The organism is Petroclostridium sp. X23, from assembly GCF_030013905.1.
Taxonomy (GTDB): Bacteria; Bacillota; Clostridia; order SK-Y3; family SK-Y3; genus X23.
Genome location: NZ_CP124862.1, coordinates 2,215,525 through 2,236,874 on the forward strand (window position 1 = coordinate 2,215,525; position 21,350 = coordinate 2,236,874).

18 protein-coding genes and 1 riboswitch are annotated in these 21,350 nt (G+C 35.3%); of the genes, 2 read left to right on the forward strand and 16 right to left on the reverse strand.

The features are described from left to right. Positions 1 to 83 precede the first annotated feature (83 nt). From QKW49_RS10560 to QKW49_RS10615, 12 genes are all read right to left on the reverse strand, one after another. Positions 84 to 707 (reverse strand): DNA-3-methyladenine glycosylase, encoded by a 624-nt coding sequence (locus QKW49_RS10560; RefSeq protein ID WP_282867502.1) that lies wholly within the window; start codon positions 705 to 707, stop codon positions 84 to 86. Positions 708 to 820: 113 nt separating this feature from the next. After that, positions 821 to 2,776, reverse strand: coding sequence for a diguanylate cyclase (locus QKW49_RS10565; protein WP_282867503.1), 1,956 nt, complete (start codon positions 2,774 to 2,776; stop codon positions 821 to 823). A 311-nt stretch (positions 2,777 to 3,087) separates the two neighbouring features. Next, positions 3,088 to 3,729 carry a dihydroxyacetone kinase subunit DhaL gene (gene dhaL, locus QKW49_RS10570; protein ID WP_282867504.1) on the reverse strand — a complete coding sequence of 214 codons (642 nt, stop codon included), beginning with the start codon at positions 3,727 to 3,729 and terminating at the stop codon, positions 3,088 to 3,090. A 2-nt stretch (positions 3,730 to 3,731) separates the two neighbouring features. Continuing rightward, positions 3,732 to 4,739 carry a dihydroxyacetone kinase subunit DhaK gene (locus QKW49_RS10575; protein WP_282867505.1) on the reverse strand — a complete coding sequence of 336 codons (1,008 nt, stop codon included), beginning with the start codon at positions 4,737 to 4,739 and terminating at the stop codon, positions 3,732 to 3,734. Between the two features lie 35 nt (positions 4,740 to 4,774). Continuing rightward, a complete protein-coding gene (gene rpiB, locus QKW49_RS10580) occupies positions 4,775 to 5,233 on the reverse strand; it encodes a ribose 5-phosphate isomerase B (RefSeq protein ID WP_282867506.1) in 459 nt (152 codons plus the stop codon). A gap of 29 nt (positions 5,234 to 5,262) precedes the next feature. After that, positions 5,263 to 6,339 carry an alcohol dehydrogenase catalytic domain-containing protein gene (locus tag QKW49_RS10585; RefSeq protein ID WP_282867507.1) on the reverse strand — a complete coding sequence of 359 codons (1,077 nt, stop codon included), beginning with the start codon at positions 6,337 to 6,339 and terminating at the stop codon, positions 5,263 to 5,265. Between the two features lie 100 nt (positions 6,340 to 6,439). Beyond that, positions 6,440 to 7,543 (reverse strand): ABC transporter ATP-binding protein, encoded by a 1,104-nt coding sequence (locus QKW49_RS10590; RefSeq protein WP_282867508.1) that lies wholly within the window; start codon positions 7,541 to 7,543, stop codon positions 6,440 to 6,442. Beyond that, a complete protein-coding gene (locus QKW49_RS10595; protein WP_282867509.1) occupies positions 7,543 to 8,682 on the reverse strand; it encodes an ABC transporter ATP-binding protein in 1,140 nt (379 codons plus the stop codon). The genes QKW49_RS10590 and QKW49_RS10595 overlap by 1 nt, the downstream gene beginning before the upstream one ends. Before the next feature lie 13 nt (positions 8,683 to 8,695). After that, on the reverse strand, positions 8,696 to 9,526 hold the full coding sequence (locus tag QKW49_RS10600) for a carbohydrate ABC transporter permease (protein ID WP_282867510.1): 831 nt from the start codon (positions 9,524 to 9,526) through the stop codon (positions 8,696 to 8,698). 17 nt (positions 9,527 to 9,543) lie between these two features. Further along, positions 9,544 to 10,485, reverse strand: a complete 942-nt coding sequence (locus QKW49_RS10605; RefSeq protein ID WP_282867511.1) for a sugar ABC transporter permease — start codon at positions 10,483 to 10,485, stop codon at positions 9,544 to 9,546. Positions 10,486 to 10,566: 81 nt separating this feature from the next. Beyond that, complete coding sequence (locus QKW49_RS10610) at positions 10,567 to 12,015, reverse strand: sugar ABC transporter substrate-binding protein (RefSeq protein ID WP_282867512.1); 1,449 nt, start codon at positions 12,013 to 12,015, stop codon at positions 10,567 to 10,569. Positions 12,016 to 12,517: 502 nt separating this feature from the next. Continuing rightward, the gene (locus QKW49_RS10615; RefSeq protein ID WP_282867513.1) at positions 12,518 to 14,137 is read right to left on the reverse strand and encodes a response regulator; all 1,620 of its coding nucleotides are present in this window, start codon (positions 14,135 to 14,137) and stop codon (positions 12,518 to 12,520) included. 470 nt (positions 14,138 to 14,607) lie between these two features. On the opposite strand from QKW49_RS10615, the gene QKW49_RS10620 reads away from it, so the two are divergent. After that, the gene (locus QKW49_RS10620; RefSeq protein WP_282867514.1) at positions 14,608 to 16,386 is read left to right on the forward strand and encodes a sensor histidine kinase; all 1,779 of its coding nucleotides are present in this window, start codon (positions 14,608 to 14,610) and stop codon (positions 16,384 to 16,386) included. Between the two features lie 52 nt (positions 16,387 to 16,438). Here QKW49_RS10620 and QKW49_RS10625 read toward each other — a convergent pair whose 3' ends face one another. The 4 genes from QKW49_RS10625 to QKW49_RS10640 form a co-directional block, all read right to left on the reverse strand. After that, on the reverse strand, positions 16,439 to 17,701 hold the full coding sequence (locus tag QKW49_RS10625) for an IS4 family transposase (RefSeq protein WP_282867515.1): 1,263 nt from the start codon (positions 17,699 to 17,701) through the stop codon (positions 16,439 to 16,441). Between the two features lie 430 nt (positions 17,702 to 18,131). After that, positions 18,132 to 18,842 (reverse strand): transposase, encoded by a 711-nt coding sequence (locus QKW49_RS10630; RefSeq protein WP_282867516.1) that lies wholly within the window; start codon positions 18,840 to 18,842, stop codon positions 18,132 to 18,134. Positions 18,843 to 18,899: 57 nt separating this feature from the next. After that, positions 18,900 to 19,361 carry a hypothetical protein gene (locus QKW49_RS10635; protein WP_282867517.1) on the reverse strand — a complete coding sequence of 154 codons (462 nt, stop codon included), beginning with the start codon at positions 19,359 to 19,361 and terminating at the stop codon, positions 18,900 to 18,902. A gap of 12 nt (positions 19,362 to 19,373) precedes the next feature. After that, positions 19,374 to 20,114, reverse strand: coding sequence for a LytTR family DNA-binding domain-containing protein (locus tag QKW49_RS10640; RefSeq protein WP_282867518.1), 741 nt, complete (start codon positions 20,112 to 20,114; stop codon positions 19,374 to 19,376). Positions 20,115 to 20,277: 163 nt separating this feature from the next. Then, a riboswitch (cyclic di-GMP riboswitch) is annotated at positions 20,278 to 20,369 on the reverse strand. A gap of 707 nt (positions 20,370 to 21,076) precedes the next feature. On the opposite strand from QKW49_RS10640, the gene QKW49_RS10645 reads away from it, so the two are divergent. Further along, positions 21,077 to 21,283, forward strand: coding sequence for a hypothetical protein (locus QKW49_RS10645; protein ID WP_282867519.1), 207 nt, complete (start codon positions 21,077 to 21,079; stop codon positions 21,281 to 21,283). Positions 21,284 to 21,350: the final 67 nt, after the last annotated feature.

The window sequence follows — 21,350 nt, forward strand, 5'->3', positions numbered from 1 at the left end:
CATTCTGTTTCTTATTTTCCATACTGTGAACGATTTAGTTCCACCCCTAAAAGTTTGTAGATGGTCTACATCCTAAGACGGGACTATATGCTAGAAAGTTCCCAAAGATATAACGAAGCAATTGAACCATAAGGAGAATACCGTCTTCTATATTGTTCAAAGTCTTTTTTGGAGAGTTCCTTAAGACCATATAAATTCATCATTCCTCTTCGAATGCCGAGGTCATTATAACTTACTACATCAGACCGGCAAAATGAAAAAATAAGCAGCATCTCAACAGTCCAAACCCCTACTCCACGCAGAGCAGAAAGTTTTTTAATTATTTCCTCGTCATCTAAGGTAGAGAGTGTATGAAAATCTACTTTACCCGATATAGCAGCCTCTGCGATTCCCTTTATGTATCCTGCTTTTCTTTCAGACATCCCACAACCTTTTATCTCCGCCAAGTCTGCCCGGACTACACTCTTCGGTGTAATGCTTCCAATTAACTCATTCAATCGGTTCCAAACAGTTTCCGCAGCCTTCTTTGAAATTTGCTGACTAACAATGCTTGAGATAAGCGCAGCAAACGGATCCGGAATAATCTCACGTCTAATCATACCTATCTTATCAATAACCGTACCAAGTTTCTCATCTTTATTTTTTAAGTATTCAATTTCTCTTTGTCCATACTGAAAAATTTGTTCCGCTCCAATTTTTCTATACATTATCTTCTCCCTTTTCTATAATCTTAAATAAAACTTGGTTATTTGGATACTATCGCCTAGCACCAAATAACCAATCTTCATTTTCAAAGCATAATTTTATTATTTTCTAATATTCATATGCGGGGACGTTTTAGCGGTTCCCATACCTTAACTTTATTTTTTCCTTGTCGTTTAGCTAATATTAAAGCCTCATCCGCATTTTGAACAAGTTCTTCCTTATTGTAATCCACATCTTTTAGAGAACACACACCTATACTAATAGTAATATCTAAAGACACTCTGGAAAAACCGGATTTAGATAGTACTCCTTTATCTGATAACCATTGTGCAACATTGCTTCTGATTTGACTATATCTTTGGGACAGACTCATATTCTTTAAATTGATTTTAAGAATATCGCGTTTTTCTACACTATCTTCATCATCACTCTCATCAATGTTTTGTGGGAACTTTACTATCTCAAATTTATGATCCGATACAATTATTCTAACTCTTTCCATAACCGTACCGGCTTCATCAACTGTTGCTCCCGGTAGTATGATAGAAATCTCATCTCCGCCATATCTGGATACAATATCCTCAGGACGCAAATTGTTTTGAAGAATATCTGCCAGTTCCTTTAAAATATAATCACCGGCTTGGTGTCCATAAATATCATTGTACTTCTTAAAATTATCAATATCTAACATAACAAGACTTAGATCACAATCATTTCTTTTAGCACTTTCAATTTCCTTTTCAAGAATTTGTTGAAAAGAACGGTGATTGTATAATCCGGTCAGACCGTCTTTACTAGCTAAATTCTTTACAGATCTATACAAAAGCGCATTTTCTAAAGCAGTTGATAGTGGTGCCATAATATTATTGATAAGTTCAAATTCGTCTTTGGATAAATCAGTTTTTGAAGTAATATCTATCATTCCGATACATTGGTCTTCAGATAGCAAAGGAACAGCGTATCGGCAGCCATCATCCGTATTTTTCTTTATGGGGTGCCGTTCAAGGATTGCCTGTTTTATGACACCTTCCAGTTTCAAATGTTTTTCTGTTTCATCATCTTCCTTATTTGAAGCTATGATATCCAGTGCGTTTTTCTGTACGTCATAGATTGATATTATGCAGGTATGCACATCAACAATATCTGTAATTGCTTTTATTCCTATCTTTGCAACGTTATCCAGTTTAACCGAAGAAGTTATTTCTCTAGTCATCTTATACAGCAGCTGATTATTCTTGCTCTCATTTTTAAGTTTTTGTGTGAGCTTTGCGTTGTTGATGGCAAGCCCAATTTCTCCCGATATAGTATCCACCAGTTTAAAATCACTTTTCTTAAAGCAATTAGTATTTTCGCTGCCAAGAACCAATACCCCCAGTATTTTTTCATATATCTTGATAGGTATCGTCATTTGCGATCTTGTTTTTTGGATGCATAATATATAACGCTGATCGTTTTCTACATCATTTGAAAGAATGCCAATTCCCTTGTGTGCTACCCACCCAACTAAACCTTCTCCAATTCGAAAACTTGTTTTTTTGATTACCTGTTCCTTTATATTGAATTGTGCCTCTAACTGAAGCAAATCTCCCTCAAGCAGAAACATCAAGCCAAAGTCGGCATGCATATGAGTTGTTAATCTCGCAAGTATCGTATCCAAAAGTTCTTGAAGCGTGGCGGATGTATGTATTGCTAATGCAGTATCATACAAAATCTGGTTTTCAAACCTGAGAATTTTTATACCCCCACAAATTCTTTCAAATTCGCTAAAAATATTTACTATATTCGCAGATGTACCGAAGGATATATGTTCTCTCTGATTAGTATGTGAAACCATGTATTGCAATTCTTTAACTTTTTTATAAATCCTTAATATAATCGTCAATAAACATAGGATGGATATATATGCAAGAAATAATATGAATACAACAATGGTCAACATCCCGGTATCACTCTTCTGCTCAGGAGGCAACATACTATTTTTCCATATTAGGAAAATAGCTGATACCGGTATAAATAGGGTGATACTTATGAAAAACAAATAAAATTTTACTTTAAAATTATTTCTTGCCATCTTTAGATACCCCTTTTAAATACATGTCATGTGACTGACTATTTTCAACATAATCAAATTATAACATAGCAAAGAATAAAAAAACAGAACACATTGGAAAACAGCGTAGACTAGGGGAACTAGATTTGGTGAATTTATTAAAGTTAAAAAGATTAGTGCTTTTTCAGCACTAATCTTTTATCATAAAAATATACTGTTTTAACTATCTTCTTATAAATAATTTTATTTTCAAACACTTCCCGTTAGGGTTTAGACAATTTTTCCATTTTGAAAAACTAATTTATGGCAAAGTAACTTGACCCGCACTTCATTCATTCTATCATTCTAATAATAGAATCAGCCATAGATTGAAGAATTAAGTTACAAGAAGTTGCGCCCGCATCCAAAACGCCTCTGGAACGTTCACCTAGCCGGCTCGCCCGGCCAATTTTAGCAACTAAATCTTTTGTTGAATCTTTTCCTTTTTTTGATGCCTCTTTCATTTCTTTTAATGCTTGTGCAAAATTCTTTCCATCTGCAAGTGCTTTTTGATAAGCTTCTGCTGCCGGTATCAAAGTATCCATTAATGTCTTATCTCCAACTTTTGCATTCCCTAGTGTCTGAATTTCTTCTATTGCCGCTTCTAACATTTCGCCAAAGATTTGTGCATCAATTTCCTCTTTGCCACTGCTTGCTTTTGACATTTCAAAAAAGAATGTACCATACAGTGGGCCCATGGAACCTCCGATTTCTGTCATAAGCACCATGGCTAATACCTTAAGTGCTTCTGTCAAATTCACTTCTTTATCTTCCAACCGTTCTTGACAAATTGTGAATCCTTTATTCATATTAATACCATGGTCTCCATCACCTATCGCACCATCTACTTCACTTAAATAATCCTTATTCTCTTGTATTGTCTTGATTAGGTTATGCACTATAACCGCACCATTTTTGTTTAAAAGGTTTTCCATTTCTACCACTCCTTGAACTGTTTTAAGCCTATACTATTCGCTTCTTCATCCATAAGCTCTTTTAATTCGTCATCTAATTTCATGAGTGTCAGTGTTGCACCCATCATATCAAGAGAAGTAAAATAGTTTCCTACATAAGATCTGTGTATCTTAATCCCCTTTTCAGCAAGTATTTCTTCCACTTTGTTGTATAAGATATATAATTCCATGATTGGTGTTGCTCCAAGACCTGATACTAACGCTACCACTTCATCGCCTTGTACAAAAGGATAATCAGGTACTATAATATCAAGCATCATCTGTGCCATTTCATCAGCAGTTTTTAATTCACATACTTTTATGCCCGGCTCTCCATGATGTCCGATACCAAGCTCCATTGTTCCCGGCTCAATTTTAAAGTTCGGTTTTCCTACTGCAGGTATCGTACATGGTGTAAGGCCGATTCCTACACTCCTCGTATTATCAATAGCTTTTTGAGCTGCCGCAATGACTTCATCAAGATTTCCACCTTTTGCAGCTTTTGCTCCCCCTACTTTCCACATTAAAATTTCTCCTGCTACGCCACGCCGTTTTTCTCTTTCTGTCTTTGGTGCAGATGCAACATCATCATTGGCTACTACAGTCTTAACCTCCATCCCTTCCATTTCCGCCATTTTCATTGCCATTTTGACATTCATATTATCTCCGGCATAGTTGCCATATAAGCAAGCTATACCACTCCCCGAGTCGGCTGCCTTAAATGAATCATAGAAAGCTTTTGCTGTAGGTGATGAAAATATTTCCCCTATCGCTACCGCATCCACCATATTTTTACCAATGTAGCCGATAAATGCCGGTTTATGTCCGGATCCCCCTCCGGTTACTACACCTACTTTCCCTTTCACGGGAGCATTTTTGTATTTCAGCACTCTTGGATTTTCTGTTTTTTCTACCAAATCCAAATGGTTTTTCACAAAACCTTCAATCATATCTTCTACTACTTTATCCGGATTATTGATAATTCTTTGCATATCAGATTCCTCCTATTTAATTCGTATTTGACCGCCTAGTTGCAGCATTTTAAAAATTGATTCTCGTATTCGGAAATCTTTTCGACTTTTGCTGTAGAACCTCCACCCTGAAATTCGGAATTGAGCCATATGCTTACCAGCTGTTTTGCTAATTCTTCACCTATTACTCTGGCTCCTAACGTCATAATTTGCGCATTATTACTTTTTCTTGCACGTTCTGCCGAATATGGATCATGGCATACCGCAGCTCTTATTCCGGGAACTTTATTGGCCGCAATTGCCATCCCTATTCCTGTACCGCATATCAATATTCCCCGTTCATGTTTTCCATCCGCAACTGCTTTTGCGACTTTTACTGCAATATCAGGATAAAGTATGGGCTGGGTATCATATACACCGTAATCTTCCACTTCATACCTATTGTCTTTTAAATATGCTACTATCTTTTCTTTTAATCCAAATGCCGCTTCGTCACACCCGATTGCAATCGACATAACCTTCCCTCCTATTTGCTTATATATCGTTAAGGTTTTATAACTACTTTCAAAGAGTTTTCTCCTTTTTCAGCTAATTCAAATGCTTCTTGCCATTGTTCTAATGGTAATTGGTGCGTTACTACACCTTCTGTAGGGAGCTTCCCATTTCCAATCCATTCAATAACAGGTTCATAACAGTAAGGACTAAGATGGACACCATACAAATCCAATTCTTTTCTATCGCTGATAATACTCCAGTCTACTGTCGTCAAATCTTTAAATACACTGAATTCTACAAACGTACCCATTTTCCTAATCGCTTCCAATCCCTGCTGTACACTCTTAGGATGGCCGGTTGCTTCAATATAAACATCACAACCATAACCATCTGTCATCTTCATAATTTTTTCAATAACGTCTTCTTTAGCCGGATTCATCACGATATCAGCGCCAAATTTTTTAGCAATTTTCAGTCTGTCTTCATTTAGATCTAAAACAACTAAAGTTTTGGGATTCTTCAGCTTAATCGCACCTACCATTCCAAGCCCTAAGGTACCTGCACCTGACAATACCACTACATCTTCATTACCAATCTTTGCTCTGTCAACACAGTGTTTGGAACAAGCATAAGGTTCAATTAAAATTGCCTTTTCAATAGGAATATCTTTAGGTACAATATAGTTGAGCGCCTCTTTAGGGAATTTCATATATTCAGCCATGCCACCATTAACATTATTCTGGAATCCATATACATCATGTTTTTGACACATCCAATGCCGCCCTGTTTTACAGAATTTACATTCCCAACAAGGAACAATTTGTTCGGATATCACCCTGTCTCCTATTTTGAAATCACCTTCTACATTGGGTCCCATTTCAACAATAATTCCTAAAAATTCATGTCCTGGAATCATAGGTGCTTTAATATATGGCGGATTTCCTTCCCCGCCCCAAAAGCTTGGTGCACCATGATATGCCTTTATATCTCCTGCACAAACACCGCATGCTTCAACTTTTATTATAATTTCTCCTTCTTCAGCCCTTGGTACCGGAACTTCTTCCAATCTGTAATCCCCAGGAGCATGTGCTACTAAAGCTTTCATTTTTTCCGGTAAATTTGACATTGTAAAATCCCCCTTTATGAATATAAAGATTAAATTTGTTCTACAGCTAATTGAGGCTAAGACTCTCACTGAAATGTATGATTTTGTTTATGAATTGTGTTTAAATTCTATTCCCTGTATGAATATCAAACAAATGTGTTTTTTCTGCTTTTACTTCTAGTTTAATCGTATCGCCTTGCTTATATCGAATTTCTTCTGTTGTAATTAATGTAAGAAATTCTTCACCTACCCGTACACTAATCCGTCTTTCCTCTCCCAGATTCTCAAATACAGCCACTTTCACTTCAGAACCTTTACTGTTCTCATCATCGATTAATAAATCCATAGGCCTTACCCCTAATCTTACCATCATGCCTTCTTTTACAGCTGGGTAATATCTGTTAGGAACACCTATTTGAACATCACTTCCGGGAAAATCGAATAAAAATCCGCCATCCCGTTTTACTATTTTTACTGTCATAAGATTCATAGGCGGCTCCCCAATGAAGCCGGCAACAAACTCATTCACAGGGTTGTCATATACTTCCAAAGGCGTACCAAACTGTTGAAGTTGACCATCTTTCATAATAGCAATCTTATCTGTTAAAGACATTGCTTCTAACTGGTCATGGGTAACAATAATCGTCGTACATTGAATTTCTTTATGAAGCCGCTTAATTTCAGTTCTCAAAATCTGACGCATTTTCCCATCCAGATGTGACAGAGGTTCATCCAACAACAGCAATTTTGGCCTTCTAACGATGGCTCTTGCAATATTCACACGCTGTTTTTGTCCCCCACTTAAGCTCATAGGTCTGCTTTCTAATAGATCATCGACCTTCAATAGAGGTGCAATTTTCATAATCTCTTTGTGAATCTCATCTTCACTTACCTTTTTAGCTCTCAAATTAAAAGCAATATTATCATATACATTAAGCGGAGGATATAATGCATAATCTTCAAAAGCTAAGCCGATATGCCTGTCTTTAGGATGTAAATGATTCACTCTTGTCTCTCCAATATAAACATCCCCATCCGTAATATCTTCAAGTCCGGCAACCATTCGCAGTGTTGTTGTTTTCCCGCATCCGGAAGGCCCCAATATGCCTATAAATTCTCCATCATTGCATTCCAAGCTTAAACTTTTTACTGCAAAATCATTTTGTTCCCCTTTTTTATTATCTTTGTATCTTTTATATACATTTTTCAGGGTCAACTTTGCCATTATGCTACCCCCTTCGCAAGCTCTTCTTGGCGGTGCCTCACAAGAAATGTTTTATCCTTGCAGTTAAAGAACAATGCATTGTTCATATTAAATTTGATAAAAATATCCGAATCCAAATCCGCTTTCAAATCATTAGGTGCAATTAACCGGATCAGCTGACCATTGACATCAACAATTAAAACAGATTTATTTCCTATCGGCTCAAGACTATATACGGTGCCGTGCATATATTCATCATCTTTTTTGCTAAAACTTAAGTCTATATCTATGCCTCTGATTCCCAAGTCTACTTCATTACTATGATGTTTCAGAAGAACTTTAGCTGCATCTTCTTGTATATCAAACAACTTTTCTTGCCCTAACATTTTTACTTTCAACCGATTATTTTGATTAATAAGATTTACTTTAAAAATATTAACCTCCGGTTCTCCCATAAGCTTTGCAACAAATTCATTCGCCGGGGTATAATATACTTCATCGCTCGTTCCGATCTGCTCTATTCTACCTTCATTAATAATACCGATCCTATCGCCCAAGCTCATCGCTTCCAAGTAGTCATGCGTTACATAAATAGTTGTCGTATCAAAGCTGCACTGCATCTCCTTCAGTTCGGCTCTCATAAAGTGTCTTAACTTTGCATCAAGATGTGCTAACGGTTCGTCCATCAAAAAAACATTAGGCTCCCTCACAATACACCTGCCAAGTGCAACACGTTGTCTTTGTCCGTTGCTCAATTGGCTGGGCAATCTCTCCATCAAATGGTCAATCTTCATCATTGATGCGACACGATAAACTTCCTTCTTGATGTGCTCTTCATCCTTCTTATATAACGGACTTCTCATCGGAGAAGCAATGTTGTCATATACCGAAATATGGGGATACAGTGCATAATTTTCAAATACCATTGAGACATTTCTTTTTGCAGGCTCTATAAGATTCATAATCCTCCCGTCCATTTTGACATGTCCGCCATCCGGGAACTCTACTCCTGCAATTGTTTTTAATATTGTTGTCTTCCCTGCCCCTGCCGGACCAAAGAGAACAAAAAACTCCTTATCTTTGACATCCAGGCTGATGTTATCAAGGGCAGTGATTTTCTTAAACCTTTTTGTAATATTGCATAGTTCAATATGTGCCATAACCCTCTCTCCTTTATCCTTTTACAGCTCCAAAGCTTAATCCTCTTACCAGATGTTTTTGAATGATTAGTGCAAGTATAACTTCAGGTAATGCTGAAATTGTTGCTGCCACAGCCATTTGTCCATAATGCACCGTATCGGAAGCAATATACTTTAACGATGCTACTGTAACGGTTTGGATATTAAATCCACTTAAAATTAAAGGGAAAGTAAAACTATTCCATGCAAAGATGAATGAAAGTAATGCTGCCGCAACTAGTCCCGGCTTGATCAGCGGCAGTAATATTTTCCAAAAAACATGATACCAAGCATAGCCATCAAGCTGTGCCGCCTGCTCTATTTCAACAGAGATATCTTCAAAATATCCCCTTACCACCCAGATTAACAGCGGTAAAGTAATTAATTGATAAACCCATATCAATCCGAAATAAGTATCGTATAAACCAATTTTCTGATAAATCATAAATAAGGGCAGAATAACCAATATCTCCGGTGCAAATTTGAATGACAATATCGTAAAAGCCAAATCTTCTTTTGCTTTAAAGTTATATCTTGCAAGTGCATATGCAGCAGGTACTCCTACCGCTACAGACACAAGTACCGCACCCCCGCTGACAATAACATTATCTAAAAATGCTTTAAAATAATCTGTTCTTAAAAGTACCGCTTTATAATTTTCAAGCGTTGGATTAAATAAGAACGTTGTTGTATACATTTCCGCATCGCTTTTAAAAGTAATTAATACCATCCAAAACAGCGGAAAAAGTGCAAATATTGCATATATTGTTAATAAAAAATTGCTCACGACTTTCTCTACGACCGCTAATCTTTCTTTACTCATCATGCTATCCTCCCACCTTCTTAATTTCCCGATGCCTTGCTATGCACCGACAGCCAATTGCCAACCAACTTCTTGCTAATAATATAAATAACAATCCATAGCACTAATATATAGGGTAACGCTTTACCGAATTTTAAAAATGCAAAACCTGTATTATAGCTTGATAATGAAAGGTTCATTAACGTGTTTCCCGGTCCTCCTTTTGTTAATGCAAAAATAATGGAGAATTCCTGTAAAGAAGCCATCAATCTAAAAATAAGCGCAATATACATAAATGGCTTTAGCATGGGTAAGGTTAATGTCCTAAAGGTAAACCACGCCGACCCTCCGTCTATTTTAGCCGCTTCGAACGGTGACTTAGGTAAAGATTGGATTCCGGCAAGTATTAGTATGATAACAAACGGAGCATATATCCATATATCAATAAGTGATGCCGTAAATAAAGCTGTTTTGGGTGAAGATGCCCATGGAAAATTATAAATACCAAAAATATTTAAAAACTTCTCCAATATACCAACAGAATTATTGGTCATCAGCTGCCATATTAGAGTTGCTATAACCGGTGCAATCATTAACGGAAAAATCAATACTACTTTTAATATCTTTGTAAACCTGTTATCTTTGCTAAGCAGAAGTGCAATTCCCAATCCCAAAAGCATTTCTATACCGGTTGTGGCTAATGCATATTTTCCGGTTACAAGAATAGCGTGCCAAAAGTCCCAATCTTTAAATATATCAATCCAGTTTTCCAAACCAATAAATTTATAAGTTGCTCTTCTAAACGAAAAATTTGTCATGGAATAATAGATTGCAGCCGCAAATGGATATAAAAACCCTACAGTGATTAAAAGTGCCGGTGCCATAATTAAATATGGTCTTGCTTTAACTAAGAAAGGAATTTTTGTATACTTATCATGATTAAGTATTGCTTCGGTATTTTTTGTTTCTATTGACGTATCCACATTTTGCCCCCCTTGTCTATCTCCGGTTCAAGGAGGCCGCCTCTATAGATAAAAGACGGCTCCCTCCTTAAACCGTAAAAGTTACTCTACTTCTACATCTTCTACAATCTTGTCGATTTTTGCCTTTAAAGCATCCATTGCTTCTTGTGTTGATTTATATTTCCCTCCAACTAAATCCTGCAGTGTAGCTGCCCATTCAGTTGTTGTCTCAAAGAAGTGAGGCTGCGGTGTAAATTGAATTGTCGTTCCATCTATCGTCTTCTTAAATGTTTGTGCATATCCATCTGCTTTTTCAATAATTGCAGCAAAGGAAGGATCTTCAAATACTGAATTACGAACCGGATTAACAAGATTTGCGTTTACAGAAGCCCATAGTTGATAATCTTTTCCGGTGAAATACTGTAAAAACAGCCATGCAGCTTGCTTGTTTTTAGAGGCTTTATTCATCGCAAGCGCCCATGTCCACAAGTTAGAATTAACCTGGTTTTTACCTTCCGGCAGCGGAGCCGGTACCCACGCAAGATTACCCGCTTCTTTAGATGCGCCTTCCGGATTTTGGAAATACTCAACTACATCTGCATCAAATAGCATCGCAGCTTTGCCCGCTCCCAAGTCTGCACTTGCTTGATACCATGTATAGCTTGACCATGACGGTGAACCGCCGGATTTAATGAGTTTTACCCATGTGTCGGTCATTTCTACTGCTTCTTTTGAATTGAGCTTTGATACAAGTTTGCCCTCTTCCACCTCAAAGTCTTTTGCACCATAATTAACAAAAGTAGTCATATATCCCGGATGGATTGTCGCCCAGTTTCTTGTGCCGCGTAGCGCAAGCGCATAGGTGCCTTTGCCGTCAAATTCATTGAGTTTTTTACATAAATCCATCAGTTCTTCTATCGTTTTTGGTGCCTCTAGCCCTTTTTCGGCAAAAATTCTTTTATTATATGCAAGAGTATATTGTTCAAATCCCATCGGCAGTGCCCATTGCGATCCCGAGCCTGTCTTATGCCCCGGGGTCAAATCCCACTTTAACGCCCCTACAATACCCTTATAGAAATCTTCAAAATTATAATCGGAAGCTGTTAGATTCGAATCATTAATGAATTCATCCAATGGCTGGATATATCCGGCGGGCGCATATTCCCAAACTTGGTAGGCTCCTGTCATAAAGATATCCGGATCTCCTGAACGGCTGTTTAAGGAAGTAGTAACCTTATCAAAATAGTTCTCTTCCGGTGTTATAGAGTATTCCACTTTGATACCTGTTTTTTCTTCGAAGTCCGGAATTTTCTTGATCACAGCTTCTGCATATGGATGTTGATTGAGTAATACTTTTATTTTAGCCCCTTTCGCCATTTCCCAGCTGAATCCTGTCTTTTTAGCATCTTCTTTCGCTTGTTCGGCAGCCGTATCCAATGAATTGCTGTTTGGATCTGCCTGTGGCTCCTGTTGCTTTCCACAACCTACCGAAGAAAATACAAGTAGTAGAACAACCATCATACTAAATGTTCTTTTTACAATGTTTGCCATTTTTACACCCTTCCTCCCTAAAATGTTGTTTGATTGGTTCTATTATATCTAATACTTTTTGTCCTACACCCCCTCCCTTTTTTCTATGATCCTCCGGAACTCCTTCAACATTTATGGCATTATGTGCAATTTATTACTCTGATTGCATTAATGTTTTGTGCATATTTACATTATACAGATACCAATATCTTATTTAAATAAATAATATTTGTAAATTTATCAATTTATTTTGATAATTAACTAACAAAATCATAAAATACTATAGTTTTATAATAAAACTATAGTATTTTATGATTTTGTGTAAAATATTTAGATGTGCGGCATTCCATATGGAGTTCCTATAAGAGAGTGCTGAAAAAGTGCTTAATTGGTCAGAAATCACACAAGGGGACAGGGCCGCAGTCCGGCCAAAAACCAGGCCTGACAGCAGACCAGTCCCCAAGTTCGATTTTCTCTATGTGCTAAATCCGACTTTTTCACATTCTCCTATAATAATCCACAATTATAAGTGACATGATCTTTCACTGACATTAATATTTTTCTTAAATTCTTTACAAGTTATCCCTATCGTCTCTTTAAACACTCTGCTAAAATAATACGGATTGTCAAACCCTACTTTTTCTGCTATTTCATAGACTTTTAAGTTTGAACCGGTTAAAAGTTCTTTAGATTTTTCAATCCGGTAATTCGTCAAAAAATTACTGAAGTTAATACCTGTTTCCTGCTTAAACAATAAGCTCAAATAACTTCTGCTCATTTCTACATATTCCGCTACATCTGAAAGCGCTATATTTTTAAAATAATTATTTTTTATATATTCTATACTTTTGCTAATGACATAGGAATATTTCTCGTGGTCACCTTTATAGTTTACTAACGCATGATATATATCCAATACATATTTTTTCACAGCTTCAAAAGTATGCAATTGCTCAAAATTGCCATATCTAAATTTCGTTTCATTAAGCGAGGATTGATTCATTAGATTTAGTTCTATCGCAATTATCTTGCCGTAACTCAACAAATCAATAAACACATCTTTCACATAATCAATTCGTTTTGCAGCATATAATTGTGTAAATATAGCGTTTATATACTTCTCAATCTTCTCTATATCAAAAAGCCTCACATAACTCTTTAATACTTCCAAACTTACTTTAGGACTGCTCTCCTTTTTGATGAGCATTCCTTGTTGATATATCATGATTTCCGACAGCTCAAAAAAACAATGCTTCTGCGCGATTTCAGCCTGCTTAAGCAGTTGGGGAAGCTTATCTACCTCACTGCCTATTTCACTGATCCCTATCGTTAATTTAATATCTAAAAATTGTTTTATATTTTTCTCTAATAACATCATTAGATGAATGATTTTTTCTTGATTCTCCCGCACATTATCCTGGATTTCCATATTTAATAAATAAGTTATACGTTTATCTTCCACAAACGAAATCTGAAAAAAATCTCTTCCGTCAAATACTTGACTTGAGATATTATTTATTGTCTTAGCAAAAAGTTCTTTATCTTTCTCATAATGGGTATTATCTTTATATTTTATACTGGCAACAGCAATTGCAAACGAATGATGTTTAAAGGTTTTTGAAGCTTCCTCTAAAATTCCTGCCAATTCATCGGTTGATTCAAAATCTCCTGTAATAAACCGTTTCATAAGCATCCTATTATACTGATCATTATTCATATTTTGAATATCGCTTTGATTGTAAGGTGTGTTTGTTTTTTCTTGTATCGTGTCTATTTCATCAGAGAGCTTTTTCAAAATAGCTAAAAGATTATCAGATGATAAATCGGATTTTAAAATGTATTGTGAAGCACCAATCTTAATAGCTTCCTGTGCATAAACAAAATCATCATAATGACTTAAAATGACCGCTTTTAATGTTTTTTTCTTTTCCTTCAATTTCTGAATTAACTCTAAGCCATCGATAATAGGCATTCTAATATCAGTCAATAAAATATCCGGATCAAACTTTTCAAAAAAATCTATAGCTTCTTTTCCATTTTTAGCTTCACCTATAACGATGAATCCATTTTCTTCCCAGTTAATAGTCGTCTTAAGACCTACCCGCACTAAAAATTCGTCATCAGCTATTAAAACTTTTTTCATATTTATAGCCATTCCTTTCGTTTCGCCCAAGGCATAAAACGGAACGAAATTATTACCTTTGAGCTTAATATTCTATAACGATATTATTGAGATTGCAGTCAACTACAAATCACGGAGAAGTAAGTGCGCTGCTCTTTTGAAAGTAGACCATATGTTCATATCTGGAGATTGCTCATTCAAGCGTACATAAGTGTGATTTAAAGCGCGAAGACTTATCTTTGTATAGTCCACCCGCTGAAGGGCTTGTTTACCATACTTTTTTTAGTTAGTGGTCCCTCAAGGCGTAATCCCAGCCTTCCTCCTCTTCAACTAAAACGATGATATGTTTTCATTCGTGAATATGTTATAATTATAGCATACTATGTTGATGTTAGTAAAAATTTATAGACAAAAACAATCTTCTTAGCTTTAAGCAGGTTGTTATTTCTTCTGAAGGTGAAAAAAGGTTAGCATTATTCAAAGGGGAGAAAATGATGTTCTTCAATCTAACGATCAAGAAAAAAATATTTATATATATGTGTTCTTTAATAACCATTTCATTCGTTATTACAAGCCTTGTTATTTACTTCCTTTTTTTTAGAGCGCTTCAACAAAATGAAATGAAATATGCCCTAGAATCATCACACAAAACAAAACAAAATATTGAATTTGTCCTTAACCTGATTGATAATACAGGAACTTTATTAGGCGCTAACCAGGATCTGTTAAATGAATTTAAAAAAGAGTATAACCCGGCAGACCGCAGTTATTATGAAGGACAAAACAAAATCAGCACCATGCTTAAAAATATTATCAGCGTCCAAGAATATATTAAAGGTATCTATATTCTAAGCTCCAATGGAAATTTCTATACCAACGATTGGGGAGTCGATGAATACGAATTTAAAAAAACATATCAATCTTATTTTGCTAATCAGACTACTGCCAAGGAACATTTTACGGGCCTTCATGAAGTTAACTATCATTCCTTATCAAACTCCAGTGTAATTTCTTATATACGACCGATATTTGACATTAACTCAGAAAAATATATCGGCACTATCATCATTGATATTAATTATGAACTTTTAAAGGAAATATTTACTATATCTTCGATCCAAAACGATGAAAAAGTATTGGTCATTGACCGGAATGGAGAAAAAATTTTAAACTTTCCTTATAATATTAGCTTGGATAACATCGTGAATGATAACCCCATGCTTTTAGAAGTTGAAAAAACGCAGCTCAATAAAAAAGTTTTCGGAAAAGAAAGTATCATTATATCGAATACGATTGATTATACAGACTGGAAAATTATCAGAATCGTATCTTCTGATAAAATTTACCGTGATACTAATAAACTGAAAACTATTGCAACATATATATCAGTAGTATTCATTATCATTTCGTTGTCAGCTTCTTTAGTGCTTTCTTCAACCTTAACTAAACCAATTACGGAACTTACCCATAAAGTCAAACTGGTTGAGAAAGGTGACCTTACAGTAAATGTGAAAGTAAAAAGCAAAGATGAGTTAGGACAATTAAGTAATTCATTTAATAATATGGTAGTTAAATTAAAAGACCTTATTAATAAGCTTTTAGAAGAACAAAAGAAAAAATCCGATATGGAATTTCAAATTTTACAGGCACAAATAAATCCCCACTTTCTCTACAACACCCTTGATTCGATAAAGTGGCTTGCCGTTATTCAAAATATAAATAATATTAGTGATATGGCTACTGCTTTGATTAACTTGCTGAAATATAATATTTCCAGGACAACCCCATCCGTAACACTGGAAGAAGAAATTGAAAGTGTAAAAAATTATATTAAAATTCAAAAATACCGATATGGAGATATTTTCAGTGTTAAATATAATGTTCAAGAAGAAACTTTGAAATGTACAACTTTACGGTTTATTCTTCAACCTATAGTGGAAAATGCTATTTTTCATGGATTTGAAAGTGTCGAAGGCAATGGGATTATACAAATCAGTACAAAGATAAGAAATGGAAATCTAATCATAGAAGTCACCGATAATGGCTCCGGTATAGATGATGATACATTAAAGAGCATAACAGAAGATGCAAATTTCAAGAAAAAGTTTAGCGGCATAGGAGTACAAAATATTAACGAAAGAATCAAATTATATTTTGGCAAAAATTATGGTTTGTGTTTTTCAAGCGAATTAAACGAAGGTACAAAAGTGACATTAACACTGCCTGTCATTTTTTGTACTAAAGAAGAGGAATATTGCAAAACCGACTAAATACAAACGAGGGGACGGCAGACCAATGTCATAAAGCTTAATTAACAAAATCTTACACAGAACGCTTCTTGTTAACAGGATATTTGTTTTTCCTCGAAGGCTCCTTTCGAGGAAAACTTCTGTCCGGACGTATAGGAACAAGATTTTTTGTAATATTTTTCATTGCCTTATCAAATAATATTGTCCGTTTTTCCAGGTCATCTTCATAGAAACATTTTATTAATGTCCGAGTCATTTTTGATATTAATACATTCATATTTACTTTATACTCATATTTTAAACCTTCTTTGCTTAATTCTGCTTTCTCATTAGCTTCTGCTTTTGCCATTGCCATAAGGTTCGATAAATATATAGTTGCATAAAAATCCTGCATTATAGCTGTTGGATTAACTCCCGAAAAGTTTTCCATCTCATATCGGCTTTTTAATTGACTGTATTTAACTTCTATCCCCCAACGTTTGAAATATAGTACTTTAAAATCTTCAGTAGTGAAATCTTCATCCATAATATTAGTAACTAATTTTTCAATTTCACCCGTTGGCAAAATAACGTTAATGATCCGCAATGTTAATGTCTTGTTTTTATGAATGCGCGTGATAATTTGATCCGGTTTATTTGCAGTATCAACTTCCGGCTGAAATTTATTAACCTTTACTCTCATCAAATATTTTAATTTTTTACTTTCTAAGAAATCAAATATATCCTTTGACGGATAACCCCTATCAAATAAAAACAAATCATTTTTAAATCCTTTAATTTCAAGCCTTTCGATAAGCTCTTTTGCTAGATCCCTTTCTGCTGCTTTCCATGTACGTATATCTGATTCAAGTATGTAATCATTTTCCATATCATATATTACAGAAACCATCGCTCTTGCCTGCTTCCTGTTACTTTGATTATGATAATACCCAAAATGTTCCCTGTTACTAACCGTATTAGGGATTTCAGGAATGCTACCATCAATAGAGAGGAGTCTATAACCATTATATTTTTTAAAGTTATCATCATTATAAAACCAGCTTATATAATTATCATTAAGCTGTATAAAGGCATCAGGCTTAATTTTTTGTCGTAGTTGTGAAAAAGCTTGTTTTGTCATAGCGTTATCTCCACCTAAGAATTCAAACCAATCATCTATCTCTATTTGTAATGTCTTTCTTAGTCCCTTTAATATAAAATATATTGCATCTTTAAAATTCATCTTAGCAGTGTCTTTTGTAAAATATGTGCTCTTTTTACGGTTGGTCAACATAAAGATAGCGTCGTTGATTTGTTCTCTAGCTATTTCAAGAGCAGTCATAAAATTTTTTAACATTTGTATCACCCAATATCGAGAAGATATACCATCAAAAAGGTATCCATCTGGATTATTGAGGTGTTTCAAAAAAGTCAAGTGTTTTTTATACTTTTATGTTAAGTTTTCATTACATTTGTTTCAGATTCCAAATTCCAATTATTGTATTCTTAGCTTTATGACATTGGACGGCAGACTGTGTATAAACGGAAAATAATACTCATATTTATTTATCAGTAATTTACACAGTTTAGTCCCCGCACCTTCCACTATCTACTAATATGTAATTTGCAGAGGTTAGAAGGATGTAATAATCCTGCTAATCTCTTCAATATTTTCTTAACTCCTAGTATATTTATTACTCTTTTCATGTTGTAAGCTAAAAAAGCCAAAGAGACCTCCGTCTTTACCACTGTTTGAACATTATAACATACATCCACACCATTATTATTTACAGCCATGAGTCTTGCATCTGGATCGATAGTGGAGATTTCGTTTGTATCTTTTTTTTTAGTTCCTGTTGATAATTTTCGTATAATTCTTTACGGGTCTTTAGTTCTTTTATGCGTTCCTTTATTTCCTGGGCGTTAGGCTTTTTAATCGACTCTTCCTGATTGTCATTTTCATCTGTTTGAGCCATATATTCTTGTATCTTTTCTTCAAGGTACTTAATTTTACGGGCTAAATTCTTTTGATTAAGATTGTTTTTCTTAGAATTAGATGCTCTGAATTTAGAACCGTCAACTGCCACTACTTCCATGCCAAACAAATCCCACTGTTTACATAGCGCTATAAACTGCTTGAATACTTTTTGTATAGCATCTTTATTATCTTTTCTAAAATTAGCGATTGTCTTAAAATCAGGTCTTAATTTTCTAATCAGCCACATTAGCTCAATATTTCTAGTAGCTTCCGCTTCAAGTCTTCTTGAGGAAGTAATTTTATTCATATATCCATAGATGTAGAGCCTTAGCAAATCTTTACGATCAAATCCTAATCTACCGGTGTGTGAGGGGATAGCGTTTCTAAATCCCAGCTCAACCAGGTCTAGAGAATCAACAAAAGCATCAATAACTCTAACAGGATTGTCATCAGTAATGTAATCATCTATATACTCTGGATAAGCAATTCTTTTTCTATCAATACCTTCAATATATCTCATAATCCACCTGCTTTCTAATGAACAGATTAGATTATAACATATTCCTTTTAAATTATGTTAACCATTTTCTGGAGTTTTGACACAGTCTGCCATCCCTAATGTTTTAAAGACTCCTAGGAAAGCAAGATGCGGTAAAGTAAACAGTATCCGTAGTAAAGGATCTGAAACAACCTGTTGTAGATTCAGCGAGAAAGCCCATGCAATAAAAGGAACAAAAACTCCCTCTGCCAATCCTAATGCTATGCTTGCAATTATCATTACAATTGCCGCAGTATGCCAGGATAATTGAAAAAAAAGGTTCAAAAAAAATATCATTATTATTACTTGCAAGATGCTATGAATACCAAAAAGTATTGGTATTGACCTGACAGTAAAAGAAAATAGTGAGGTTAACAAGGAAAGAACAATAACAAAAAGCGGAGACTCTTTCTTGCCTGTTAGTACTAACACCATATAATATAAAATCAAGCTCTCAGGAACAGATACACCTAAAAATGGTATTAATGGCATAAAGTCCATCTCCATCCCCCTTTAGAGATTGTAATTTGAGTATTTCATAAGTTCATGCATACGGTCACGACTAAGTAAAGCCTTATCCTTACAATTATTAAACTTAACCTCGTAGTATGATGAATTGGGAAAAGATACTATTCGTTCTATTCGATCAGTATTAATAATGAAGGATTTGTGGGATCGAAAAAAACTCTTCCCTAAGTGCCGCTCCAGCTCTTGCAATGTCTGCCGGGTTTTGAATTCTCCGTTGATACAATAAATAAGAGTATGACGTCCAGCCTTTTCTATGTAGAAAATCTCGTCTAACTTCACAAAAACCCGTTCATTACCTAGATTTATAGAGATCCTGGTTGTCTGCACGCACGAGGTATTATTGCTATTCTCCGCCATTTTTAACATTTGATATATACGCTGATAAGTTGACTTAACCCTTTCTTGATCAATTGGTTTTAAAATATAATCAGAAGCATATAGTTTGAAAGCATCAAGAGAGTACTCCTGATGTGCAGTAATAAATACTATAGCTATGTTAGGTTGTATTTCTCTCAATTTCTCTGCTAGCTCTATCCCTTTCATATCAGGCAACTCAATATCTAAAAAAGCTACATCCGGACATTGCTCTCTAACAATCGCTATTGCATTATTCGCATTTTCTGTTGTTCCTACAACCAGAGCACCTTCAAGCTTACAAAGAATTGAACAAAGCAATAACAATACTCCAGGTTCATCATCAGCCATTACAATTTTTACTGGTAACAAATTCACCACACCTTTCTTGGTTTCTTAGCAAACTTGTTAACATCTCCAATGTAAATCAAAGTCATAATGGTTGCCAAGTTATTGCAATATATAGAGCCAATTATATACATTAAGGCCCACTGATGTTATACAAAGCACCAGTGAGCCTAAAGCAGTCTAATCCCCCGGCAACCCGGCTATCATAGCGATATCAACACTCGCTTTAGACCCGTGGCTTTCCGTCCTTGTCTTTCAACAAGTTTGCCCTTATCAAATTTATTTAGTTAGATATATCGTATATCGTATCTATTATACTACAAATACCTTGTTCAAATTTATCAAAACGTGCTCGTTTCTCTTATTACAATAAGTGAATATAAATTTTAAACCTTCTCGGCCATCTATTATATTGCTGTTGCCATACCAGTCTGACCTATCCAAGAGCATATAATCAAAATTTGGACAAGTTATTGTCTTTCAGCATCGATTTTACTGCCCAATGCTTTTTATTTATCTTAATACCTGTATTTTAATCTACTGTATCCCATTGTAGCACACATACAGAAAAATAATCAAAAAATAAAAGTAACCCAAGTAAGCAGCATCTGGAAAGTAATTTTCCCATTATATATAATCACTTTCTACTATTTATGACAACCTGGTTGTTTAGTCTGGTTGTTTTATCCTTTCATGACTTATCAACCAAAATGCTTATAAAAATTGCCATCCAAGGTTGAATTGAAGCAGTTGTGAAGATATTGTTCAAAGTTTTCAATTGCCATATTGCCTAGATGAAAATTACAGTATATTTATAGCTTCACCCTTTTTGCCATGTTGGTTGATTAATGATTTTACTATGGTCTTGTTCCCTAAAATTAGCTTTAGACCTGCATTTTAGCCAGTATGGTTAAGCAAAATCTGTGGTTGCTTATTATGCCACATTGAGTGCAGGATTACAACTTCAACACGTATAAGGGGGTTTTATGGAACCAACAACGGGGCTTGAAATGCCGCAGGCAGAAATTCCCGGACAGTTTGTACATATTGGGAATCATCAGCAACAGCCCCTAAAAAAGGCGGTATATGTAGTGGTCAGCGCTCCCGCTTCAAGCGGGCCGTGCACCGCGCCAGCGAGGCCGGCTTTCGACTGCATCTCAACCACGTTGACCGTCGTGCTGAAAAAGCTTTAGAGAGCCTCGAAATAACATCGAGGCTCTCCAAAATAAATCCTGGTATTCAGAAAATGCTATACAACTT

Bases quoted from the DNA above. Each gene is read 5' to 3' on its own strand.
- QKW49_RS10645 (WP_282867519.1), top strand. From the start codon at position 21,077: ATGGAACCAACAACGGGGCTTGAAATGCCGCAGGCAGAAATTCCCGGA.
- QKW49_RS10590 (WP_282867508.1), bottom strand. From the start codon at position 7,543: ATGGCAAAGTTGACCCTGAAAAATGTATATAAAAGATACAAAGATAAT.
- QKW49_RS10565 (WP_282867503.1), bottom strand. From the start codon at position 2,776: ATGGCAAGAAATAATTTTAAAGTAAAATTTTATTTGTTTTTCATAAGT.
- QKW49_RS10585 (WP_282867507.1), bottom strand. From the start codon at position 6,339: ATGTCAAATTTACCGGAAAAAATGAAAGCTTTAGTAGCACATGCTCCT.
- QKW49_RS10600 (WP_282867510.1), bottom strand. From the start codon at position 9,526: ATGATGAGTAAAGAAAGATTAGCGGTCGTAGAGAAAGTCGTGAGCAAT.
- QKW49_RS10635 (WP_282867517.1), bottom strand. From the start codon at position 19,361: ATGGACTTTATGCCATTAATACCATTTTTAGGTGTATCTGTTCCTGAG.
- QKW49_RS10625 (WP_282867515.1), bottom strand. From the start codon at position 17,701: ATGTTAAAAAATTTTATGACTGCTCTTGAAATAGCTAGAGAACAAATC.
- QKW49_RS10560 (WP_282867502.1), bottom strand. From the start codon at position 707: ATGTATAGAAAAATTGGAGCGGAACAAATTTTTCAGTATGGACAAAGA.
- dhaL (WP_282867504.1), bottom strand. From the start codon at position 3,729: ATGGAAAACCTTTTAAACAAAAATGGTGCGGTTATAGTGCATAACCTA.
- QKW49_RS10630 (WP_282867516.1), bottom strand. From the start codon at position 18,842: ATGAGATATATTGAAGGTATTGATAGAAAAAGAATTGCTTATCCAGAG.
- QKW49_RS10615 (WP_282867513.1), bottom strand. From the start codon at position 14,137: ATGAAAAAAGTTTTAATAGCTGATGACGAATTTTTAGTGCGGGTAGGT.
- QKW49_RS10575 (WP_282867505.1), bottom strand. From the start codon at position 4,739: ATGCAAAGAATTATCAATAATCCGGATAAAGTAGTAGAAGATATGATT.
- QKW49_RS10595 (WP_282867509.1), bottom strand. From the start codon at position 8,682: ATGGCACATATTGAACTATGCAATATTACAAAAAGGTTTAAGAAAATC.
- rpiB (WP_282867506.1), bottom strand. From the start codon at position 5,233: ATGTCGATTGCAATCGGGTGTGACGAAGCGGCATTTGGATTAAAAGAA.
- QKW49_RS10620 (WP_282867514.1), top strand. From the start codon at position 14,608: ATGATGTTCTTCAATCTAACGATCAAGAAAAAAATATTTATATATATG.
- QKW49_RS10610 (WP_282867512.1), bottom strand. From the start codon at position 12,015: ATGGCAAACATTGTAAAAAGAACATTTAGTATGATGGTTGTTCTACTA.